At 72.3% G+C, this 15,482-nt stretch carries 15 protein-coding genes; 3 read left to right on the forward strand and 12 right to left on the reverse strand.

The features are described 5' to 3' along the window. Nucleotides 1-136: 136 nt before the first annotated feature. The 11 genes from AC1DP1_RS17225 to AC1DP1_RS17275 form a co-directional block, all read right to left on the reverse strand. Nucleotides 137-325, reverse strand: coding sequence for a DUF3073 domain-containing protein (locus tag AC1DP1_RS17225; RefSeq protein WP_191193375.1), 189 nt, complete (start codon nt 323-325; stop codon nt 137-139). A 156-nt stretch (nt 326-481) separates the two neighbouring features. Next, nucleotides 482-1,579, reverse strand: coding sequence for a phosphoribosylformylglycinamidine cyclo-ligase (gene purM, locus AC1DP1_RS17230; protein WP_477507863.1), 1,098 nt, complete (start codon nt 1,577-1,579; stop codon nt 482-484). Between the two features lie 40 nt (nt 1,580-1,619). Continuing rightward, nucleotides 1,620-3,146 carry an amidophosphoribosyltransferase gene (gene purF / locus AC1DP1_RS17235; RefSeq protein WP_477507934.1) on the reverse strand — a complete coding sequence of 509 codons (1,527 nt, stop codon included), beginning with the start codon at nt 3,144-3,146 and terminating at the stop codon, nt 1,620-1,622. A 65-nt stretch (nt 3,147-3,211) separates the two neighbouring features. Next, entirely contained in the window at nt 3,212-4,255 is a 1,044-nt protein-coding gene (locus tag AC1DP1_RS17240) for an NAD(P)H-binding protein (protein ID WP_477507864.1), read from the reverse strand. Continuing rightward, nucleotides 4,252-4,719 carry an SRPBCC family protein gene (locus tag AC1DP1_RS17245; protein WP_477507865.1) on the reverse strand — a complete coding sequence of 156 codons (468 nt, stop codon included), beginning with the start codon at nt 4,717-4,719 and terminating at the stop codon, nt 4,252-4,254. The genes AC1DP1_RS17240 and AC1DP1_RS17245 overlap by 4 nt, the downstream gene beginning before the upstream one ends. A gap of 114 nt (nt 4,720-4,833) precedes the next feature. Beyond that, entirely contained in the window at nt 4,834-6,183 is a 1,350-nt protein-coding gene (locus AC1DP1_RS17250) for a M20/M25/M40 family metallo-hydrolase (RefSeq protein WP_477507866.1), read from the reverse strand. Nucleotides 6,184-6,206: 23 nt separating this feature from the next. Further along, the gene (locus AC1DP1_RS17255) at nt 6,207-7,013 is read right to left on the reverse strand and encodes a GNAT family N-acetyltransferase (protein ID WP_477507867.1); all 807 of its coding nucleotides are present in this window, start codon (nt 7,011-7,013) and stop codon (nt 6,207-6,209) included. A 10-nt stretch (nt 7,014-7,023) separates the two neighbouring features. Continuing rightward, a complete protein-coding gene (locus AC1DP1_RS17260; protein WP_477507868.1) occupies nt 7,024-9,444 on the reverse strand; it encodes a phosphoketolase family protein in 2,421 nt (806 codons plus the stop codon). Between the two features lie 69 nt (nt 9,445-9,513). Further along, nucleotides 9,514-9,846 carry a sterol carrier family protein gene (locus tag AC1DP1_RS17265; protein ID WP_457189618.1) on the reverse strand — a complete coding sequence of 111 codons (333 nt, stop codon included), beginning with the start codon at nt 9,844-9,846 and terminating at the stop codon, nt 9,514-9,516. A gap of 23 nt (nt 9,847-9,869) precedes the next feature. Further along, nucleotides 9,870-10,595 (reverse strand): prolyl oligopeptidase family serine peptidase, encoded by a 726-nt coding sequence (locus tag AC1DP1_RS17270; protein ID WP_477507869.1) that lies wholly within the window; start codon nt 10,593-10,595, stop codon nt 9,870-9,872. 101 nt (nt 10,596-10,696) lie between these two features. Then, the gene (locus tag AC1DP1_RS17275) at nt 10,697-11,287 is read right to left on the reverse strand and encodes a winged helix-turn-helix domain-containing protein (RefSeq protein WP_477507870.1); all 591 of its coding nucleotides are present in this window, start codon (nt 11,285-11,287) and stop codon (nt 10,697-10,699) included. A gap of 68 nt (nt 11,288-11,355) precedes the next feature. On the opposite strand from AC1DP1_RS17275, the gene AC1DP1_RS17280 reads away from it, so the two are divergent. Then, on the forward strand, nt 11,356-12,606 hold the full coding sequence (locus tag AC1DP1_RS17280) for an MFS transporter (protein ID WP_477507871.1): 1,251 nt from the start codon (nt 11,356-11,358) through the stop codon (nt 12,604-12,606). Nucleotides 12,607-12,675: 69 nt separating this feature from the next. Here the strand turns inward: AC1DP1_RS17280 and AC1DP1_RS17285 are convergent, their stop codons facing one another. Continuing rightward, on the reverse strand, nt 12,676-13,632 hold the full coding sequence (locus AC1DP1_RS17285) for a helix-turn-helix transcriptional regulator (RefSeq protein WP_477507872.1): 957 nt from the start codon (nt 13,630-13,632) through the stop codon (nt 12,676-12,678). A gap of 62 nt (nt 13,633-13,694) precedes the next feature. Between AC1DP1_RS17285 and AC1DP1_RS17290 the strand changes: the two genes are divergently transcribed. Then, nucleotides 13,695-14,729, forward strand: a complete 1,035-nt coding sequence (locus tag AC1DP1_RS17290; RefSeq protein ID WP_477507873.1) for an ATP-binding cassette domain-containing protein — start codon at nt 13,695-13,697, stop codon at nt 14,727-14,729. Further along, entirely contained in the window at nt 14,726-15,472 is a 747-nt protein-coding gene (locus AC1DP1_RS17295) for an ABC transporter permease (RefSeq protein WP_477507874.1), read from the forward strand. The genes AC1DP1_RS17290 and AC1DP1_RS17295 overlap by 4 nt, the downstream gene beginning before the upstream one ends. The last annotated feature ends 10 nt before the right edge of the window (nt 15,473-15,482 follow it).

A 15,482-nucleotide genomic window follows, 5' to 3' on the forward strand; every position in this document is an offset into this window, starting at 1 on the left:
CGCGCAACCAGCGCGAGGAACCGCCCGGTCGCTGCGCCGTAGCGCGAGGAACTGCCCGGTCACCTGAACTGCACCAGGGCGTGCTTGGTACGCCTCACCGCCCGGTCGCCCAGGTGGGGTGATCAGGTGCGATCAGTCAGTCTGCGCGACGACGCGGGTCGGCATAGTCCGACCACTCGTCGCCATCGGTATCGACCTCACTGGTGGGGTGAGTGTCTTCTCCGTGCAGCTCCTTCGCCAGCGCGCCGAAGTCCGTCTCGTGAGTCCGGTACTTCAGGTCGCGGGCAACCTTCGTCTGCTTCGCCTTCGCTCGGCCGCGCCCCATAGGGTCGACCCCCTCGCACACTTGGCCGGGGCTGTCGGAGAGCTGCCCGACGCGCCCGGTCTGATCGGTTACATATCGTGGGGACAACGCTACCTGAGCGGTGGGTGTTCCCGCACACCAAGACCGGGCATTTCGTGCTCGAAGTGCCGAATCTCATCACCAGCCGGGGTGCTGGCCCTCCAGCACGACCCGGCCGCCGTTGTCGGCGTCCGCCCGGGCCTCGCCCGCAACCCAGGCCCGGATGCCGTGTCCGGCCAGCACGGAGATCGCCGTGTCGACCGATTCGGGGGCGGTCAGCGACACCATGCCGACGCCGCAGTTGAGGGTCGCCTCCAGGTCGGCCTGGGGCACCCCGCCCACCCGGCGTACGACGTCGAAGACCGGCTGCGGGGTCCACGTCGAGCGGTCGATGCGCACCGACAGCTCCTCCGGGAGCACCCGCTCGAGGTTGGCGGCGAGGCCGCCGCCGGTCACGTGGGACATGGCGTGCGTCTCGGTGCGGTCGGCGAGGTCGAGGCAGGCCTTGGCATAGATGCGGGTGGGCTCGAGAAGCTCCTCGCCCAGCGTGCGGCCGAAGTCGTCGACCTGGCGCTCGACGGTCCAGCCTGCGCCCCCAGAATCGGTCGAGCCGAGCAGGACGTGGCGGACGAGGGAGTAGCCGTTGGAGTGCAGGCCGCTGGCCTCCATGGCGATCACGACGTCGCCGGGACGGACGCGGCCGGGACCGAGGAGCTTGCTGGCCTCCACGACACCGGTGGTGGCGCCCGCGACGTCGTAGTCGTCGGGGTCGAGCAGGCCGGGGTGCTCGGCGGTCTCCCCGCCGATGAGCGCGCAGCCGGCGACCACGCAGGCCTCGGCGATGCCCTTGACGATCGCGGCGATGCGCTCGGGGACCACCCGGCCGCAGGCGATGTAGTCGGTCATGAAGAGCGGCTCGGCGCCGCACACGACGAGGTCGTCGACGACCATGCCGACGAGGTCGAAGCCGATGGTGTCGTGGACGTCCATCATCTGCGCGATGGCGACCTTGGTGCCGACGCCGTCGGTCGAGGTCGCGAGGAGCGGCCGCTCGTAGCGGGTCAGCGCGGAGGCGTCGAAGAGGCCGGCGAAGCCACCGAGCCCGCCGATCATCTCGGGGCGGCGGGCCTTCTCCACCCAGCCCTTCATCAGGTCGATCGCCCGGTCGGCCGCCTCGATGGAGACCCCGGCGGCGGCGTACGCCCCAGAAGTGGATGCAGTGGGCTGGTCGGTCACACGGAGCTCCTCGGGTGGCGGCGTGCGCATCGGGTGCGGGTCAGGGGTTGTTGAGGACCGGCAGGGCCCGCCCCATGGTGGGCGACTGGAGCGTCGCCTCGAGCAGGTGCTTGCCGAGCAGGCTCTCGTCCGGCAGGTCGATGGGGTACTCCCCCGTGAAGCACGCCTGGCAGAGGCGCTCGGCCGGCTGGTCGGTCGACTCGATCATGCCCTCGAGCGAGATGTAGCCGAGGGTGTCGGCGCCGACGCTGGCGGCGATCTCCTCGGGGGTGAGGCCGTTGGCGATCAGCTCGGCGCGGGTGGCGAAGTCGATGCCGTAGAAGCACGGCCACTTGACCGGCGGGCTGGAGATCCGCACGTGCACCTCGAGGGCGCCGGCCTCGCGGAGCATCCGCACCTGCGCGCGCTGGGTGTTGCCCCGCACGATCGAGTCGTCGACCACGACGATCCGCTTGCCGCGGATCATGTGCTCGAGGGCGTTGAGCTTGAGCCTGATGCCGAGCTGGCGCAGCGTCTGGCTGGGCTGGATGAACGTGCGGCCGACGTAGGCGTTCTTGACGAAGCCCTGCCCGAACGGGATGCCTGACTCGGCGGCGTAGCCGGACGCCGCGGGGGTGCCGGACTCCGGCACGGGCATCACCAGGTCGGCGTCGACGGGGAACTCGCGCGCCAGCCGGCGGCCCATCTCGACGCGCGCCTCGTGCACGTTGCGCCCGGCGATGGTGGCGTCGGGGCGGGCGAGGTAGACGTACTCGAAGACGCAGCCCTTGCGGTCGGGCTCAGCGAACTTGTGGGACCGCAGGCCGTTCTCGTCGATCACGACCATCTCGCCGGGCTCGACCTCACGCACGACGCTGGCGCCGATCGTCGCGAGCGCGGCGTCCTCGCTGGCGACGACCCAACCGCGGTCGAGGCGACCGAGCACCAGCGGGCGGATGCCCTGCGGGTCACGGGCGGCGTAGAGCGTGTTCTCGTTCATCCAGACGAAGCAGTAGGCGCCGCGCAGCTGAGGGAGGACCTCCAGCGCGCGCTGCTCGAGCGTCGTGTCGGGGTGGTGGGCGAGCAGCGCGGTGACGAGGCTGGTGTCGTTGGTCGCGCCCTCGACGCCCTTGATCTCGAGCTCACCGGCGGGGCCGGGGAGGTCGGTGACCATGTCGCGCAGCTCGTGGGTGTTGATCAGGTTGCCGTTGTGGCCGAGCGCGATGGAGCCGTCCGCAGTGGGCCGGAAGGTCGGCTGCGCGTTGTGCCACGTGGACGCGCCGGTCGTGGAGTAGCGCGAGTGGCCGATCGCGAGGTGGCCCTTGAGGGAGTCGAGCGTCGACTCGTCGAAGACCTGCGAGACCAGACCCATGTCCTTGTAGACCAGGATCTGCCGCCCGTTGCTGACCGCGATGCCCGCCGACTCCTGGCCGCGGTGCTGCAGCGCGTAGAGCCCGAAGTAGGTCAGCTTGGCGACGTCCTCGCCGGGGGCCCAGACGCCGAAGACACCGCAGGCATCCTGCGGGCCCTGGTCGTGGGGGTCGATTGCCGTGGTCAGACGGCCGTCGCCGCCCATCCGCTTGCTCATCGGCTGGGGCACGCGTTGAGTCTACGGGCGAAAGCGCCCAGCGCCGCACCGGCGCCGTACGCCGGTCACCATCCGCCGACGAGGACCGAGCGGACGCGGTGGAAGGCGAGGTGCGCGGCAGCCTTGCCGACGGCCGGGAAGGGTACGACGGCGAGCAGGGCGTGGGTGCGCGTCCAGGCCGGGTCCGAGGGGAGCGCGCCCTCCGGGCCGGCGTACATCGGCGTCATCGCCCGCTCGACCGCCTCCTCGAGCCCGATCGGCGGTGTGCCGTGGCTCGGCTTCCACGTGTGGTCGAAGCGGCAGACCATGTCGTGGCCCAGTGACTCGATCAGCGACGTGACCGTGTGGAAGGGCGCGGTCGTGGTGAGGGCGGCGGCGAGCCCGACGAGTCCGGGCGGCACGACCGGCACCGGGACGCGGAGCCGGGCCAGGCCGGCCGCGCGGCCGCACACCTGCAGCAGGTCGGGGTAGGCGATGACGTCCGGTCCGCCGAGGTCGATGGCACCGCTCAGGGACTCGTCGAGGAGCGCGTCGTCAACCGCCCTCAGCACGTCGGAGACGGCGACGGGCTGGACCGAGCTGTGCATCCACGTCGGCACCGGCTGCACGAGGAACAGGGTCGCGACCTGCCGGATGATCTCGAACGAGGTCGACCCCGCCCCGATCACGACGCCGGCGCGCAGCGCGACGGACCCGTCGATGGCCGCCAGGAGGATCCGCTCGACCTCCAGCCGGGAGGCGATGTGGTCGGAGAGCTCCGCCTCCGGAACGTCGGGGACGAGTCCCGAGAGGTAGACGAGGCGTCGTACGCCGCTGTCGGCCACCGCGGCCGCGACGGTCTCGGCGGCCACCCGGTCGCGGTCGCTGAAGTCGCTGCGGTCGAGGGAGTGGACGAGGTAGACGACGGCGTCGACGTCCTCGACCGCCTCCGCCACGGTGGCGGGGTCGGTGACGTCGCAGCGGATCGCGCGGACCCGGTCGTCCCAGCCGAAGCGGTCGGGACGCGGCGGGGACGAGGACGCGGCGACGACGTCGTGGCCGTGCTCGAGCAGGTGGGGGACGAGGCGCGAACCGATGTAGCCGGTGGCGCCCAGGACGAGGACCCTCATGCTTCACCGAGGTGCTTGAGGAGGTTGCGGGAGAAGACGGTGCCCATGTGCTTCACGACACCGGACATGACGCGCTCGACCGCGGGCCGAGCCAGGCCGGGCAGCGGGAGGTTGCAGGCGATCTGCAGGTCGATGCTCACGTCGGTGCCGCCGTCGGCGTGGTCGGTGAGGTCGTAGGTGCCGTTGACGGAGGTCATCTCGTCGGGCCGTTCCGGGTCGTGCGTGAAGACGATCCGGTCCTGGGGGTGCAGCTCCATCACCTCGGTGAACTTCGGCGCCACGGAGAGGCCCAGCACCGGGATGGTGCCCATCCGCCAGGTCCACCGGTCGCCCTCGACGTCGATGCCCGTGACGTAGGGCGTGATCTTCGCGATCAGGTCGGCATCGGTGAGCGCGGCCCACACCTCGCTGCGCGGTGAGCGGAGCACGGCCGTGGAGCGGTCGCGGGCACGGAAGGTCGCCATGGCCGCCACGCTACCGACGGCGGCCACACGCGCGGACCACCCGGTCAGCGGTGAGTGACGCAGGTCTCGGGGCTCGGAAACCTGCGCCACGCACCGCTCGACGAGGCGAGAAGGTCAGCCGCGGGGCAGCTCGCCGAGGTTGCGGAGCAGGAGCGCCTCGGCCCTGACGACCTTCTCGAACTCCGCGAGGTGCAGGCCCTCGTTGGCGCCGTGGGCGCGGGTGTCGGGGTCCTCGACGCCGGTCACCAGCACGCTGGCCTGCGGGAACGTCTCGAGGAACTCGGCGATGAAGGGGATCGAGCCGCCGACGCCCATGTCGACCGGGGCGGTGCCGTCCCAGGCCTCGGCGAACGCGGCCCGCGCGGCGTCGTACGCCGGACCGCTGGCGTCGATCTGCGTCGCCTCGCCGGTGTCGACGACGGTCGTCGTGAGGGTCGCGCCCCAGGGGGTGTGCTTCTCGAGGTGCGCCTGGAGGCACTGGACGGCGTTGGCGGTCGTGTCGCCGGGGGCGATGCGCATGCTGATCCGGCAGCGCGCGGCGGGTACGAGGGTGTTGGAGGCGCCCTCGACCTTGGGGGCGTCGAGGCCGGTGATGCTGATCGACGGCTTGGTCCACAGGCGCTCGACGACCGAGCCGGAGCCGATCCACTCGATGCCCTCGGCGGCGCCGGACTCGGCGCGGAGACGGGCCTCGGGGTACTCCACGTCGGCGGCGGGGCCGGCGTGGAGGCCCTCGACCGCGACGTTGCCGGCGTCGTCGTTCAGCGACGCGATCACCCGGCTGAGCGTCATGATCGAGTCGGGGACGAGGCCGCCCCACATGCCGCTGTGGACGGCGTGGGTGAGCGTGCGGACCTCGACGTCCATCCGGACCAGGCCGCGCAGCGACGTGGTGAGGGCGGGCTCGCCGATGTCCCAGTTGCCGGAGTCGGCGATGACGATGACGTCCGCGGCGAGGCGCTCCTTGTGGGCCTCGAGCAGCTCGACGAGGGTGTCGGAGCCGACCTCCTCCTCGCCCTCGATGAACATCACCAGGTTGACCGGGAGGTCGTCGCCGAAGACCCGGACCGCGCCGAGGTGGGCGGCGATGCCGGCCTTGTCGTCCGCGGCGCCGCGGCCGTAGAGCCGATCACCACGCTCCGTCGGCTCCCACGGCGGGGAGTCCCAGTCGGCGTGGTCGTTCTCGGGCTGCACGTCGTGGTGGGCGTAGAGCAGGACCGTCGGGGCACCCTCGGGACCGGACTTCTTCGCGATCACGGCGGGCGGCGCGCCGTCGTGGGCGCGCACGATCTCGCACTCGAAGCCCTCCGCCGCGAACAGGTCGCGGGTGGCCTCGGCGCTGCGCTCGACCTCGCCGGCGCGGGCCGGGTCGGCGGACACGGACTGGATGCGGACGAGGTCCTCGAGGTCACGGCGGATGCCGGGCATGATCTCGGCGAGGCGGGCGGAGATGTCGACAGTCATCCCGACAGACTAGGACCCCTCGCTCACCCGTCGAGAGACGCCCGGTCGCCGTGCCGGCGCTCCAGCATCAGCTGCCGCTCGCTGTCGGCGAAGCCGAGCCGGCGGTAGATCCCGATGGCCTCGCCGTCGTCGTCCGCGACGATCACGAGCGTCCGCGCGCCGAGGTGCTCGAGGGCGTAGCGCCCCGCCGCGTGCACGGCGGCGGCCGCCAGCCCCTTGCGCCGGTGGTCGCTGTGCGTCTCGACGCTCTGGAATCGCGCGACGCCCTCCTCGGTGGTGAAGACAGCAGCGGTGCTGACGACCTCGTTGTCGACGAGCACCCCGAACCGGGTGCCGCGGCCGGCGTCGATGAGCGACTGCTCCTGCACGTTGCGCCCGCGGGCGAACCGCAGGTGCGACTCCTCGTCGTCGCGCTCCTCGATCGCCAGGCTCAGGCGGGCGCGGCTCTCCCAGTCCGATGCGGACTGCAGCGGGCGGACCTCGGCCTCGACCTCGCGGGGCGGCTGGAGCTCGGACGCGGTGAGCACCGACGCCACGTCGACCACGAGCCCGGCCGCCTCGAAGGCCGCACGTGCCTCCGGGGTGAGGTCGGGGGTGTCGATGCCGATGCTGACGTGGCGCGCCTCGGGGAACTCGGTGTGGAACGCGCCCACGACCTCCCGCTCACCGCCGGGCACGGGCGGCCCGGCGAGAAGGATGAAGTTGCCCCAGTAGTACGTCGGGTTGTCCGGCGTGCGGACCACGAGGTGGGTGCCGCGGTCCTCCACGACGCTGCCGGAGGCGGTCAGCAGGGCGAGGTCGGTGCGGAAGCCGAGCGAGCTCACATTCATGGGGCGCACGCTAGAGGTTGTCGGCGCCCGTGTCGGGGTCGGCCGTCGTGGACGGCGATTCGCCGGGCTCCGGATCGGCACCGGCGTCCCACTGCCAGTCGCGCACCTCGGGGAGGTCGTCGCCGTGGTCGCGCGTCCACTGACGGGCCCGACGCCGCGTGTCGACCATCAGCTGGCGGACGGCGGCGGCGCGCGGCCCGAGGTCGGGCACACGGTCGATGACGTCCATCACCAGGTGGTAGCGGTCGGTGTCGTTCATCATCACCATGTCGAACGGCGTGGTCGTCGTGCCCTCCTCCTTGTAGCCGCGGACGTGGATGTTGTCGTGGTTCGTGCGCCGGTAGGTCAGCCGGTGGATCAGCCAGGGATAGCCGTGGTAGGCGAAGACCACCGGCTTGTCGGTGGTGAAGACGGCGTCGAACTCACGGTCACCCAGGCCGTGCGGGTGCTCGCGCTCGTCCTGCAGGCGCATCAGGTCGACGACGTTGACGAAGCGCACCCGCAGCTCGGGCAGGTGCTCGCGCAGCAGGGACACCGCGGCGAGCGCCTCCAGGGTGGGTACGTCGCCCGCTGCCGCCACCACCACGTCGGGATCCCCGTCGTCGTTCGAGGCCCAGTCCCAGATGCCGAGGCCGCGGGCGCAGTGCAGGTCGGCCTGCTGGCCGTCGAGCCAGTCGAAGCTCGGCTGCTTCCCGGAGACCACGACGTTGACGTAGTGCTCGCTCTGCAGGCAGTGGGACATCGTGGACAGGAGGGTGTTGGCGTCCGGCGGCAGGTAGACGCGCACGACCTCGGCCTTCTTGTTGAGCACGTGGTCGATGAAGCCGGGGTCCTGGTGGGAGAAGCCGTTGTGGTCCTGGCGCCACACGTGCGAGCTCAGCAGGTAGTTGAGGCTCGCGATGCGCGGACGCCACCCGATCTCGCGGGTGGTCTTGAGCCACTTCGCGTGCTGGTTGAGCATCGAGTCGACCAGGTGGATGAAGGCCTCGTAGCAGCTGAAGAGCCCATGCCGCCCGGTCAGCAGGTAGCCCTCGAGCCAGCCCTGGCAGGTGTGCTCGGAGAGGATCTCCACCACCCGACCGGACCGGGCGAGGTGCTCGTCGACGTCATGGAGCTCGCCCGCCCAGACCTTGTCGGTCACCTCGTAGACGGCGTCGAGCCGGTTTGACGCGGTCTCGTCGGGCCCGAAGATGCGGAAGTTGGTGTCGTTGTCGCGGACCACGCCGACGAGCCACTGGCCCAGGACGCGGGTCGGCTCGTGGATGGACGAGCCCGGACGCTCCACCTCGACGGCGCTCTCCCGCCAGTCGGGCAGGCGCAGCGGCCGCTTGAGCAGGCCGCCGTTGGCGTGCGGGTTGGCGCTCATCCGCCGGGTGCCCGCCGGCGCCTGCTGGCGCACCGCCTCCACCGGTCGGCCGTCGTCGCCGAAGAGCTCGTCGGGGGCGTACGAGCGCAGCCACTCCTCGAGCTGCGCGCGGTGCTCGTCGTTGTCCCGGGTGCCGGCCAGCGGCACCTGGTGGGCCCGCCACGTGCCCTCGACCGGCTTGCCATCGACCACCGCCGGGCCGGTCCACCCCTTCGGCGTGACGAGCAGGATCATCGGCCACGGCCGGCGCTCGAGGTCGCCGTCCTCCCGGGCAGCGCGCCAGGTCTCGCGGATCATGTCGTGGGCCTCGTCGAGCGCAGCGGCCATCTGGCGGTGCACGTCGGTGGGGTCGTCGCCCTCGACGGTGATCACGTGGTGGCCGTAGCCGCGCAGCAGGCTCTCGAGCTCCTCGCGCGGGATCCGGGCAGGGATGGTCGGGTTGGCGATCTTCCAGCCGTTGAGGGCCAGGATCGGCAGCACCGCGCCGTCGTTGACCGGGTCGACGAACTTGTTGCCGTGCCAGCTCGCGGCCAGCGGGCCGGTCTCGAACTCGCCGTCGCCGACCACCGCGGTCACGACGAGGTCGGGGTTGTCCATCGCGGCGCCGTAGGCGTGCGAGAGCACGTAGCCGAGCTCGCCGCCCTCGTGGATGGAGCCGGGTGTCTCCGGGGCGACGTGGCTCGGGATGCCGCCGGGGAAGGAGAACTGCCGGAACAGGCTCGACATCCCGTCGCGGTCGTCGCCGATCGCGGGGTACACCTCCGAGTAGGTGCCCTCGAGCCACGCGTTCGCGACCGCCGCCGGCCCGCCGTGGCCCGGCCCGCACAGGATGATCGCGTCGACGTCGCGCTCGCGGATCAGCCGGTTGAGGTGGGTCCAGACGAGGTTGAGCCCTGGTGTGGTGCCCCAGTGACCGAGCAGCCTCGGCTTGATGTCCTCGCGCTCGAGCGGACGCTCGAGGAGCGGGTTGTCGAGCAGGTAGATCTGCCCGACGGAGAGGTAGTTGGCCGCACGGAACCAGAGGTCGAGATCGCGGACCTGGTCGTCGGTGAGGGTGGTCGCCATGGTTCTTCGTACCGGAAACCTGCGCCCGTGTGTATCCCCCGTCGCGGACGAGGCCGGTGCTGCGCCCGCCTAGAGCGGGAGGTAGGCCGAGAGGTCGGTGCGCTCGCCGCTCGCGACGACCAGCCCTGCGTCGACCGCCTCGCCCCACGTCGTACGACCGGTGGCGAGGGCCAGCCAGGTCTCGCCGTCGGTCTCCACGACGGCCGGCGGGGTGCCCCGGGTGTGCCGCACGCCGGGCACGACCTGGACGGCGGCGAAGGGCGGCACCCGGACCTCGACCGACCGTCCGGGGGCGAGCACCTCGAGGCGCGCGAGGTAGTGCTTGACCAGCGCCCGGGTGTCACCGTCGGCGTGGGCCGTCGCGAGCTGGTCGGGGGTGAGGACCTTGAGTCGGGCGGGCACGCCCCGAGGCTAGACCGACCGCCTCACCCGATCGAGTCGAGGACCTCCACGCACGCCGCCCAGGCGTCGCTGTCGGTGTCGATCACGTCGAAGTGGCCGCCGGTGACCTCGACGAGCGTGGCCTCGGCGCCCGCGGCGGTCGCGGCGTCGACGTAGGTCTCGGCCTGGCTGAACGGGACGGTGTCGTCGTCACGGGCGTGCACCGCCCAGACCGGGACGTCGAGGGGCACCTGGGTGAGCGGGTCGGCCTGCTCGTACGTCGCTGCGTCGGGGTCGCCGAGGAAGGCGAGTGCGGCGCCGTCCCCGAGGTCGTCCGCGACCGCCGCCCGCAGGTCGAGCACTCCGGCCTGGCTGACGACGTGGGTGAGGGCCGGGCCGTCGGCCCAGCGGTCGAGGCGCAGGCGCGCGCCTGCCCAGGTGGCGAGGTGCCCGCCGGCCGAGTGGCCGAGCGTGACGACCGGCCCCGTGGCGTCGGCGGCCACCGCACCGATCGCGGCGTGGACGTCGTCGAGGGTCGCCGGGAAGCCGCCGCCGTTGCCGACCCGGCGGTACTCCACGTTGGCCGCCGTCCAGCCGCGCGCCACCAGGTCCTCGGCGAGCGGGGCGCCGTAGTCAGCGCCGTACTGCGCCTTCCAGAACCCGCCGTGCAGGACGATCACCAGCCCGCGACTGGCACCCTCGGGGACGTGGAGGTCGACCCACTGGCTCGGGTCGTCGCCGTAGGTGATGCGCTCGGGTTCGCTGGCCACGCCTCCCACCCTGCCGGACGGCTCGTCGGCGCACCCGGCCAGGACGGCCGACACGCCGACCACCCCCGCAGCAGCCAGCACGGCGCGGCGGCTCGGGCCCGTCACCCGGCGGGCTCGGTGGGATCGGTCGGCTCGTCGGGGTAGGGCTGCACCATCTGCACGAGCAGGTAGGTGCGGCGTTCCGGGTTGCGACCCCGGGTGCGGTCGGCCCACGCGTCGACGAGGTCGTCGATCTCCTCGCGCAGCTGGTGGGCCTCGGCGTCGGTGAGCTTGAGCGCGTGGTCGGAGGTGCTGAAGACCCCACGACCTTCCTTCCGGCTCATGGCGAAGGACCGGTCGACCACCTGGTGCAGCCAGGCGAGCTTGCTGGAGCGGTACACCTCGACGGCCGCCCTCCCGCCGGGCTCCTCCGCCAGCTTGCTCAGCTCGACCCGGTAGCCCCCCGCCGCGGCGGCGCGCCAGACCCGGTCGCGCTTGTCGCGCGCCTCCTCCGGGGCCTCCTCGACGAGGCCGTACTTCGCGAGCTGGCGCAGGTGGAAGCTGGCCTGGTTCGCCGGGATGCCGAGCTCACGGGCGATGTCGGCCGCCCGCGCCGGCCCCGAGGCCTGGAGCTCGTCGAGGACGCGGGTGCGGACCGGGTGGGCGATCGCCCGCAGCACGCGCGGGTCGCTCAGCGGTTGGGGCTCGACCATGACGGCACCCTACCGGAATTGCGCACGCACTATTGCGCAACATTGCTTGCGCAACATATGGTGCGGACATGCCCGGATACCGACAGCTCTCGAGGAACCGCGACTTCACCGTGCTCTGGATCGGCGACACCGTGAGCGAGCTCGGCAGCGCGCTGTCGATGTTCGCCTTCCCCCTCATCGCCTACGCCCTCAGCGGCTCGGCGCTCACCGCCGCCCTGGTCGAGGCCGCCTACCTCGGCGGCCTGTGCGCCACGCTGCTGCCGGCCGGCGTGCTCGCCGACCGCGTGGACCGCAAGCGGATCATGCTCGTCTCCAGCGCCACCGGCTGCGCGGCGTACACCTCGCTCGCGGTCGCGGGGGCGACCGGCAGCCTCACGCTCCCCCACCTCGTCGTGGTCGCCCTGGTCGCGGGCGTGGCCGCCGGCGCGTTCAACCCCGCTCAGCTCTCGGCGATCCGGTCGGTCGTCGCCACCGACGACCTGCCGACCGCCCTCAGCCAGAACCAGGCCCGGCAGCACGTCGCCTCGCTGCTCGGCGGGCCGCTCGGAGGCGCGTTGTACGCCGTCACGCGGTGGCTGCCGTTCGCCGTCGACGCCATCACCTTCGCGGTCGCGTGCGCGACGGTCAGTCGCGTGCGCACCGACCTGTCGGCACCGCATCGTCGGCGCGAGCCGCTGCTCCAGCAGCTCGGCGAGGGATTCCGGTTCATCTGGCGGCGTCCGTTCTTCCGCACACTGACGGCCTGGTCGGCACTGACCAACCTGGTGACCAACGCGATCTTCTTCGTCGTCCTCCTGCGGATGGTCACCGAGGGCGTTCCCGCCGCGCAGATCGGCCTGGTCTCGATGGCCGCGGGCCTCGGCGGCATCCTCGGCTCGGTGCTGGCACCGAGCCTGATCCACCGGATGCCGACCGGTCGCCTGACCGTGCTCATCGGCTGGATGTGCTGCCTGCCCCTCGTGCCGCTGACGGTGTCGTCGAGCGTGTGGACCGCGTGCGCGAGCACGTTCTTCCTGCTGCTCCTCAACCCGGTCGGCAACGCCGGCATCAGCTCCTACCGGATGGCCGTCACCCCGGCCCACCTGCAGGGCCGGGTGGGCTCGACGAGCCAGTTCGCGTCGATGTCGGTGATGCCCCTGGCGCCGCTGCTCGGCGGCTACCTGCTCGAGCACCAGCGCGGCACCACGGCGATCACCGCTCTCGTCGTGGCGTCCGCCCTGCTGGCTGTCCTGCTCACCTCGAGCCGGTCGATCCGGTCGGTGCCGCGCCCCTCGGAGTGGGCCACCCACGAGGAGTCGGAGCCCGTGCTGGCCGCCTGAGCCCGCCGGGGGGTAGTCCAGTGGGAAGTGGCTGCCCGCGAGCATCCAGGACAGCCATTTCCCACTGGACTACCCCGGCTCGCCGGCGCGGGAGAAGCGGGCGCCGACCTCGGCGACCCTCTCCGCCAGCTCGGGCGGCGACTCGACGACGAAGTCCGCGCCGGAGCCAGCCAGCACCATCACCGGCCAGCCGAGGTCGTCGACGTTCATCTCGAGCACACACCCGGTGCCGTCCTCGCTGACGGTCCCCCAGCGGCCCACCTGTGCGGCGAGGTCGGCGGCCGGCATCGCGAGCCGGACGCGTACGGCGTGGCGCTGGGGCATCCGGCGGATGCCCTGCTGCACGAAGGCGAGCGCGTCGTCGGCCGGCAGCTCACGCGGGCGGAAGCGCTGACCGGTGGGCTCGGGGTCGGCGACCCGGTCCAGCCGGAAGCTGCGCCAGTCCGTCCGGTCGCGGTCCCAGGCCACGAGGTACCACCGGCGACCGAGGGAGACGAGGCGCAGCGGCTCCACCCGGCGGTGGCTCACCTCGGCCTCACGCGCGGCGTAGTCGAAGCGCAGCAGCTCGCTGTCGCGGCAGGCCTGCGCCAACGTGGTCAGCACCGTCGCGTCGACGACGGGCGCACCCTCCCACGGCCCGGGGGCGTCGGTCTGGGACGCGACGGCGTCCATCTGCCGGCGCAGCCGCGGCGGCATCAGGGACAGCACCTTCGACAGCGCCTGCACCGACCGGTCGTCGGTCCCGGCGACCGCGCCGGCAGCCGCCGTGCGCAGGCCGACGGCGATCGCGACGGCCTCCTCGTCCTCGAGCAGCAGCGGCGGGAGGGAGCCGCCGGCGCGCAGCTGGTAGCCACCGGCGGCGCCCCGCACGGCGTCCACGGCGTAGCCGAGGTCGCGCAGCCGGTCGACGTCGCGACGGAGCGTGCGAGGGCTCACCTCGAGGCGGTCCGACAGCTCCGGGCCCGGCCAGTAGCGGTGGGTCTGGAGCAGGGACAGCAGCCGCAACATCCGCTCGCTCGTGCTCATGGGCCCAGATTAGATCGCAATGCGGACAGTAACTGACCGCATGGTTCCCTAGCGTCGGGGACATGACCTACCACCACCACACTGGACCGGCGATCGTGACGCGTGGCCTGACCCGCCACTTCACCTCGCGCAAGCAGACGGTCGAGGCCGTGCAGGGCCTCGACCTCGAGATCGGGCAGGGCGAGCTGGTCGCCTTCCTCGGTCCCAACGGAGCGGGGAAGTCGACGACCCTGCGCATGCTGACCACCCTGATCGCCCCCACCTCGGGCTCGGCGAGCGTCGCCGGCCACGACGTCGTCAGCGCCCAGCGCGACGTACGCCGGGCGATCGGCTTCGTCGGGCAGGGCAACGGTGCCGGGCACCGCCAGCTCGGCCGTGACGAGCTGGTCAGCCAGGGCCGCGCGCACGGCCTGTCCCGCGCCGACGCGCGGCGTCGCGCCGCCGAGCTGGTCGAGGACCTCGACCTCACCGCGGTCGCCGACCGCAAGGTCTCCTCCCTCTCCGGCGGCCAGCGCCGCCGGCTCGACATCGCGATGGGACTGGTCCACCTGCCGCGGGTGCTCTTCCTCGACGAGCCCTCCACCGGTCTCGACCCGCAGAACCGCGCCAACCTCCAGGAGCTGATCCGCCGGCTGCACGCCGAGACCGGCAGCACCGTCGTGCTCACCACGCACTACCTCGAGGAGGCCGACGCCCTGGCCGGTCGCGTCGTGGTCGTCGACCACGGCCGGGTGATCGCCGACGACACCGCGGCCCGGCTCAAGAGCGGGCTGGGCGACCTGGTCCGGCTCGGCTTCGGCTCGCCCGGCGACTCCGCCCGGGCCGCTGCCCGGCTGGAGCGGGTGCCCGACTCCCGCGTCGAGGTCGACGGCTCCTCGCTCGACCTGCGGGTCATGGACGGCTCCGCGATGGTCGGTGAGCTGCTCGCCGACCTGGCCGCGGACGGCGTACCCCCGACGCGGGTGGAGGTCGCACGACCCACCCTCGACGACGTCTTCCTCGACCTCACCGGTCGCAGCCTGCGCGAGACCCAGTCCACCGGCACCACCGGATCCACCCCCTCCACCACCGAGTCCGAGAGCGAGGTCGCAGCATGAGCACCTTTGTCACCGACACCTGGAACGTGATGAACCGCGAGCTCAAGCCCGTGTGGCGCGAGCCGATGGCGGTGGTCTTCGCGATGATCCAGCCCCTGGTCTTCCTCGGCCTCTTCGCGCCGCTGCTCCCCGAGATGGCCGACGGCTCGGCGCTGCAGTGGTTCGTGCCGGGCATCGTCGCCATGACCGCCCTGATGGGGGCGTCGTTCACCGGGGCCAACCTGATGGAGGAGATGCAGTCCGGCTCCCACGAGCGGCAGCTGGTCTCACCGCTGGGGCGTCCGGCGCTGCTGGTCGGCCGCGCACTCAAGGAGGTCGTGCCGATGCTGATGCAGGTCGCGCTCATCGTCGCGGTCGTCACGCCGTTCGCCTTCGACCTGCACCTGGGCGGGGTGCTCGTGGCCACGCTGGTGCTGTCGGTCTTCAGCGTCGGGGTCGGCGCGCTGTCGTTCGCGCTGGCGCTCGCGTCGAAGGGCCAGGACTGGATGTTCTGGACGATCCAGCAGACGCTGCTGTTCCCGACCCTCCTCACCGCGGGCGTGCTGCTGCCGGTCGAGGGGGCGCCGCGCTGGCTCGAGGTCATCTCGATGCTGAACCCGATGACGTACGTCGTCGACGCGACGCGCGCGCTCTTCGCCGGCACCTTCCCGGCCGACGTCGTCCTCCAGGGCGTGCTCGGCGCAGGCGTCGTCGCGGCCCTCGGGCTCGTCGTCGGGGTGCGGGCGATGCGCCGCTCGAGCTGACGTCCGAGGC

The organism is Nocardioides sp. P4_G10 (genome assembly GCF_056401175.1).

What these genes read in the sequence shown, in the direction of transcription:
- AC1DP1_RS17225 (WP_191193375.1), bottom strand. Translation starts at nt 325, where the DNA reads ATGGGGCGCGGCCGAGCGAAGGCGAAGCAGACGAAGGTTGCCCGCGAC.
- AC1DP1_RS17250 (WP_477507866.1), bottom strand. Translation starts at nt 6,183, where the DNA reads ATGACTGTCGACATCTCCGCCCGCCTCGCCGAGATCATGCCCGGCATC.
- AC1DP1_RS17255 (WP_477507867.1), bottom strand. Translation starts at nt 7,013, where the DNA reads ATGAATGTGAGCTCGCTCGGCTTCCGCACCGACCTCGCCCTGCTGACC.
- AC1DP1_RS17295 (WP_477507874.1), top strand. Translation starts at nt 14,726, where the DNA reads ATGAGCACCTTTGTCACCGACACCTGGAACGTGATGAACCGCGAGCTC.
- AC1DP1_RS17285 (WP_477507872.1), bottom strand. Translation starts at nt 13,632, where the DNA reads ATGAGCACGAGCGAGCGGATGTTGCGGCTGCTGTCCCTGCTCCAGACC.
- AC1DP1_RS17280 (WP_477507871.1), top strand. Translation starts at nt 11,356, where the DNA reads ATGCCCGGATACCGACAGCTCTCGAGGAACCGCGACTTCACCGTGCTC.
- AC1DP1_RS17275 (WP_477507870.1), bottom strand. Translation starts at nt 11,287, where the DNA reads ATGGTCGAGCCCCAACCGCTGAGCGACCCGCGCGTGCTGCGGGCGATC.
- AC1DP1_RS17240 (WP_477507864.1), bottom strand. Translation starts at nt 4,255, where the DNA reads ATGAGGGTCCTCGTCCTGGGCGCCACCGGCTACATCGGTTCGCGCCTC.
- AC1DP1_RS17260 (WP_477507868.1), bottom strand. Translation starts at nt 9,444, where the DNA reads ATGGCGACCACCCTCACCGACGACCAGGTCCGCGATCTCGACCTCTGG.
- purF (WP_477507934.1), bottom strand. Translation starts at nt 3,146, where the DNA reads ATGAGCAAGCGGATGGGCGGCGACGGCCGTCTGACCACGGCAATCGAC.
- AC1DP1_RS17245 (WP_477507865.1), bottom strand. Translation starts at nt 4,719, where the DNA reads ATGGCGACCTTCCGTGCCCGCGACCGCTCCACGGCCGTGCTCCGCTCA.
- AC1DP1_RS17290 (WP_477507873.1), top strand. Translation starts at nt 13,695, where the DNA reads ATGACCTACCACCACCACACTGGACCGGCGATCGTGACGCGTGGCCTG.